General features: G+C 43.9%; 3 protein-coding genes. 2 read left to right on the forward strand and 1 reads right to left on the reverse strand.

Features of this window, described 5'->3' with window-relative positions; genetic code table 11:
* Positions 1-691 precede the first annotated feature (691 nt).
* Together F6K52_RS30750 and F6K52_RS30755 are read left to right on the forward strand one after the other, a co-directional pair.
* Entirely contained in the window at positions 692-889 is a 198-nt protein-coding gene (locus F6K52_RS30750) for a hypothetical protein (protein ID WP_293087883.1), read from the forward strand.
* A 752-nt stretch (positions 890-1641) separates the two neighbouring features.
* Complete coding sequence (locus F6K52_RS30755; RefSeq protein WP_293087887.1) at positions 1642-5727, forward strand: filamentous hemagglutinin N-terminal domain-containing protein; 4086 nt, start codon at positions 1642-1644, stop codon at positions 5725-5727.
* Between the two features lie 221 nt (positions 5728-5948).
* On the opposite strand, the gene F6K52_RS30760 is transcribed toward F6K52_RS30755, so the two are convergent.
* Positions 5949-6070 (reverse strand): transposase (locus F6K52_RS30760; protein ID WP_293086757.1); only part of this gene is annotated, 122 nt, incomplete at its 5' end.

Below are 6070 nucleotides of genomic sequence, written 5' to 3' on the forward strand. Positions count from 1 at the left end.
CGGTAAGTCAGTTAGCAGTGGAGTTTGATGAATATATGAGGTTCAAATAAGTCGAACTTGATGTTCTTCAAAACTGAACTCTTTACTACTTTCAAGAACTTCCTCATGTAGTTTACTACTTTTTCACAAGGAGAAACGAGATGAAAGTTAACAATGATGACCTCGCTAATTGTAATTATTTCGGTAACAGTATCGTGGGCGTTTGGGCCCCCATCTGTCATTACGGGAGCAGGACTACCCCCCTATCTTTAAGAGCTTTTTAAAGCGATGCAGCGCCTTCACGCGGGGGTTCCCCCCATGAGCGACTGCATCAAGAACAGAATCTAAAGGAAACTCAATGAAGGTCTGAGTAGCCTTTAGCTACGATTTGGATTATGAGTTGTATACGACCAAAGCGCGAAGCGATGAAAAATGGCTCGCTCATTCGTTTAATGACTCGCCCATTAGCTTCTTAAACTTTTATTTACAAATCAGCTCTAAGTAGTCGGACACAACTAAAAGTTCATTTTACCCTAAGTCTAGGATAATTTCAACTAATTTTGAGGTGCGACCCTAGGCCGGGTTCCCCGGCCTAGGAGGCTCGCACCTAAACGTAAATTTTATTAAAATTAACTTAAAAAACTTGTTCAGGTAATCTCTGCTAAACTAGTAGATGTTGAAGTCAAGCAATTAATTGAATTTAACGATAGCCATGAATAACCAAAAAAACAAGAATTCACTGAAAAAAAACGACGGGTCAACAGACCAGTTGGTATCAGAAAACACTGACTTTGAAAGTCAAACCGATCAGGAACTAAAACTAACCGATGACAACCTTGAACTAACTGATGAAAACCTTGAAGAAGTAGCTGCTGGCGGTTTCTTAGGATTCTTTAATGAATCCGCTTAACCCTCAGCATTGAATCCCATTGGTTAATGTATTCCTAGAAGATAAGCATATGCGCTACTTCACAGGCTAGAAGCCTGTGCCACGCACGCTACTTGAGGTGCTAATGGGCTACGAGCACGCTGCTTGAGGTGTCGTCAGCCCTTGGCCACCCTAGGCGAATGCTCAAGCGCAAATCCCAAAACTTTCAATTTTCATGAATCTCGAACTATTAAATTCTCCCAAATGAGGTTTATTTGAAGCTAACCGCTGACAGCATTAGGCTGAATGCTTACGTTTAATTAATTATCACCTCTGCATCAAGAAGAGAAAATTTAGGTAGGGTAGGGTCTTTAAATAAATCCTATCCTTCTTTTCTTTATCTTTAAAAATAAACGTAGTTAATTTAAAGTTTTAAAATCACCAAATTAAAAATTAACGACATTGAGGTACAATTGGAGTGGGATACTAAACTAAAAAAGAACGTACACATTCTGGAAAATATACAGGATTCTATAGGGTCGCGCGCTATAGCTTAGCTAAAAGTATTTCCGATTACCCCTGATCAACCTATATTCTCCAAGTCCATCCTGGGTAATTTCCACGAGGGCAAGACGGGAAGAGTGTGCCAGAATTAGGCCGAAGCATCAGTAATCTCACTCAAAAAAAGACTTGTCAGTGATTCCATGGCAGTCAAAGTATCTCGATTATTTTTTCACAAAGCTGGTGCATCAAAGACAGACATTGGTCTAGCCCTCTAAGGTACAGGAGCAAGGATGTTATCTTGGTACTCAAAACTCCCTATTGTTTTATTAGCCAGCATAGCTGGGATAGTTAATCACCAGGCAGCTTATTCCCAGATTACCCCCGACCAAACCTTAGGAGTAGAACAGTCCAAGTTCACTCCCCAAGAATTTCGAGACTTAATTGAAGGTGGTGCCATTCGAGGCAGTAATCTGTTCCATAGTTTCCTGGAATTTAATGTTAATGAGGGACAAAACGTTTACTTTGCTAACCCGAATGGGATTGCTAACATTATTACTCGTGTAACAGGTAGCAATATCTCACAAATATTCGGGACTTTGGGAGTACAGGGAACAGCCAATCTTTATTTAATCAATCCCAATGGTATTAATTTTGGCAACAACGCTCGGTTAGATATCCGTGGCTCATTTATCGCTACTACAGCCGATGGGATTAGGTTAGGGGAGCAAGGACTATTTAGTGCTACAGAGCCCGAAAGCAGTAACTTACTGACTATTCAACCTGGTGCTTTCTTTACCAATGCTCTACGTCAACGTCAAGCTCAGATCAGTAATCAGGGAAACTTAGCTGTTGGTAATGGGCAAAGTCTAATCCTATCAGCAGATACCATCACTAGCACCGGTTCTTTGAGAGCACGAGCAGGAACAGTAGAAGTCAGTGGTTCCCAGATTAGCTTATTAGATAATACCGAGATTAATGTGTCTGACTCTGATGGTGGCGGAACCGTTATCATTGGTAACCAAGAAACTAGCCGCACCTTCATTGGTCCTAATGTTGAGATTCGTGCTGATGCGATCGCACAAGGCAATGGCGGTAGAGTAATTATTTCAGGGAATGAGATTACTGGATTTTACGGCACCATCAGGGCTCGTGGTGGGGAAATTTCTGGTAACGGTGGTTATGTAGAGGTATCAGGGCAAGAATACCTAATTTTTCGGGGAGATGTTGATACTAGCGCCATGAATGGTTTTGCGGGAACCTTATTAGTTGATTCCACAGATATTATCATTGCTAATGGCTCTCAAGAAGATGCCATAGATGAAATTAATCCTGAAATTGCCAATAATTCCGACACAGCGGATGCTATTCTAACTACTCCATTAAGTCAGCTTGAGGAACTCGCAGCTACCACTCTCTACGAGACCCTTATGGAGGATTTCTCAAGAAGTAATAATTTTGTTCTACAAGCAAGCAATGATATAGTAATCGACGACTTAGAGGATAACGAGCTTAACTTAAAATCAGGCAGTGAAGTAATGGTGTTTACTGCTGATGCAGACCGGGATGGGGTAGGGGACTTTCGGATGGAAGATACCTTTTTTGACACCATCCGCACCAATGGAACGAACATTGCTATTAGCGGTGCGAATATAACCGTTGGTAACATTGATACATCAATTCCCCCAGTTAGAGATACCGGACAATTGCTTGACACAGCTACAGTTATTAGTGATTCTCCGGCAGAGGCCTTTCAGTTCATATTCATAACTGGCACGATAAGCGAAGAAACTGATGTAGACCTGTACCAAATCTTTCTGACCGGGGGGGGGACTTTTTCGGCTCGCACCACTGAGGGGACTGAGCTAGACACCCAGTTATTTTTGTTTGATGAAGAGGGTATCGGAATTTATGCCAATGATGATGACACCAACTGTGGTGGTTGTGCTCAATCACTCTTACCAGCAGGCAATCCCCTCACCCCAACGGAGCCAGGAATTTACTATCTAGCCATTAGTGGTTTTGGTGTAGAACCAGTCAGTGAGGCAGGAGATATATTTCCCGATGGAGACGATACGGGGGATTTTACCAGTATTGATGATGCAGATCAGCTTGGCAGTGAGTTACCTTTGGTAGCTTGGGAAGATAGAAGTGGTTTTGAGATCGGTGAATATACCATTATCCTAACTGGTGTTGAAGCAGAAATGCCTACATTTGCGGAATTTGATGATGAATCAGCCCAGATTATTGATAGTGGATCCATCTCCCTGAATGCAACCAATGGCACCATTAGGACAAACGATCTCAAGACTATTTCTACTTCTGGTGAGGGAGGAAGTATCAGCTTACAGGCAACAGAGGATATTGTTTTTGACGAGAGCTTGGTTAGGACTTACGGTGTCAGAGGCGGTGGGGATATTACACTTACCAGTCGTAACTTGTCGATGAATGATGCAGACATCTTAGCAGTTGCGGCACGGACAGGAAATGCTGGAGATGTAAGTATTACAGTTACGGATACAGTTGATGTATCCCAAAGCGTTTTGTCCACTGGTGTGATTCCAGATGCGACCGGCAATGGGGGAGAATTGACTATTGATACCCAGCGTCTGATCATACGGGATGGGTCACAGGTAGGCTCTGGAACCTTGGGGGATGGGGATGGGGGTACTGTGACAATTCGGGCGACTGAGGTAGATGTGGTGGGAATCGGGGAGGTTGAGTTATTAATTGAGACCTCAAACAATAACTCATCCTTTAGTGGCTTGTTTACTGATGTCCTACCCAGAGCCACAGGGGACGGAGGCACTATATTCATTGATACAGAACGTCTGAGAATACGAGAGGGAGCAAGTATCAACACCTCTACTTCTGGTGAGGGTGATGGGGGGTTTATATCGATACAGGCTAAAGAAATAGAGGTGATTGGGACATCACTTGATGGTCAGTTTCGCAGCAACTTAATCCCAGGGGTGAACCAAAGGGCTACGGGAAATGGGGGTAATTTGACCATAGAAACTGAGCGCTTGACGGTAGTGGATGGAGCGGAATTACGGGCTTCTACTTCTGGTCAAGGTAATGCTGGTAATGTTGAGATTTATGCTACAGAAAGGGTTACTCTGTCTGGCTTCAGTCCCGACCTTGGCTCCTCTAGCGCTATCTCTGCTAACACCGAGTCTAACGCAACTGGGATTGGTGGTGAAATTTTCATTCAAACTCCTACCCTCGGTCTGGATAATGGGGCAGTGATCACCGCTATAAGTCAGACTGATGCTTCAGCTGGTCAAATTAGCTTAGATGTGGACACCCTGGCATTAACCAATGGCGCTCAGATTTTTACTTCTAGCTTCAAGGGTGGTGATGCCGGTAATATTACTATTAATGCTTCTGAGAAGATCACTCTTTCTGGTATTGACCCTACCTACAACGAGCGATTAGCGAGAGTTGGACGAAACAGCATTGACCCAGATGGAGCAGCTAGTGCGATCGCATCTCGGGCAACCCAAACAGGCAAAGCGGGTTCCCTTAACCTGAATACCAAGACATTTAGCGCTAGCGGACGCGCATTGGTTACGGTCAGCAGTACAGGTACCGGTGTTGCTGGAACTTTGGAAATCTCTGCTGATACCATCAAACTTGACAATGGTTTCCTCAATGCTGAAACCTCTGCTGGAGACCAAGGGAATATTACCCTCTCTAATGCCAAACTAATTTTCTTACGGAACAAAAGTGGGATAACGACTAATGCCAGGGATACTGCTACTGGTGGCAATATCACTATGACCACTGATTTTTTACTGACATCAAAGGGTAGTAACATCACTGCCAATGCTATTTTAGGCCGTGGGGGAAATATCACGATTTCGGCCATTGGAATTTTTAGCGATCGCAGTAGTAAGATTACCGCTTCCTCCCAACTTGGTATTGATGGCAGCGTGACTCTCAATACTCCAGAAGTTAACCCCGCCCAAGCCTTAGATAAGCTACCTGTAGATGTAGTGGATACGAGCAGTCAAATCATCACAGATTGTGCAGCAAACAGGGGGAATAGTTTTTTAGTTACCGGAAAAGGAGGAATCCCCGCTAACCCAGCTGGGGTGTTGCGGGGTCAAGTAGTAGTACCGGATTTGCGGCTAATGGTTGATCAAGATACTACACAATTAAGCAATAGGAGAAGAAGCCGCAGTTGGAGAAAAAGGACATTAGGGTATAACAGCCGAGATCAGGAACAACCAATGACTAAAAAGAAATCACCTATTATTGAAGCCCAAGGATGGATAGTTAATCAGCAGGGCATTGTGGAGTTGGTTCCTTATCCTGCCCAAGGTAACTATAGTAGTTGGAATAGTAGTTTTAATTATTCATGTTTTAGGGAGTAGGGAGTCGGGACTCGGGAATCGGGAATCGGGAATCGGGAGTCGGGAATCGGGAGTCGGGAGTCGGGAGTCGGGAGTCGGGTGAAGAGTGTGGCAAGTGTGGAGAGGGTAACTTCAGTTTACAAAAACTAACTATCAAGATAGGACGGGAGCGTGAGAACCCCTACCTTTTAAGGAGGGGATGAAACGCGACACGACGGGTTTTAACCCGACGTGTCCATTTGTTACTTGCCTCGTTGACTTTCGATATATTTTTTGACTACCTCTGTACTTACTTGACCTGTTGACGCCACAAAGTAGGTCGGAGTCCACAATGATGGCAGTTTCTTTAGTTCTGGGAATTCTT

The organism is Moorena sp. SIO3H5 (assembly GCF_010692395.1).
In the GTDB taxonomy this organism is placed as follows: Bacteria; Cyanobacteriota; Cyanobacteriia; order Cyanobacteriales; family Coleofasciculaceae; genus Moorena.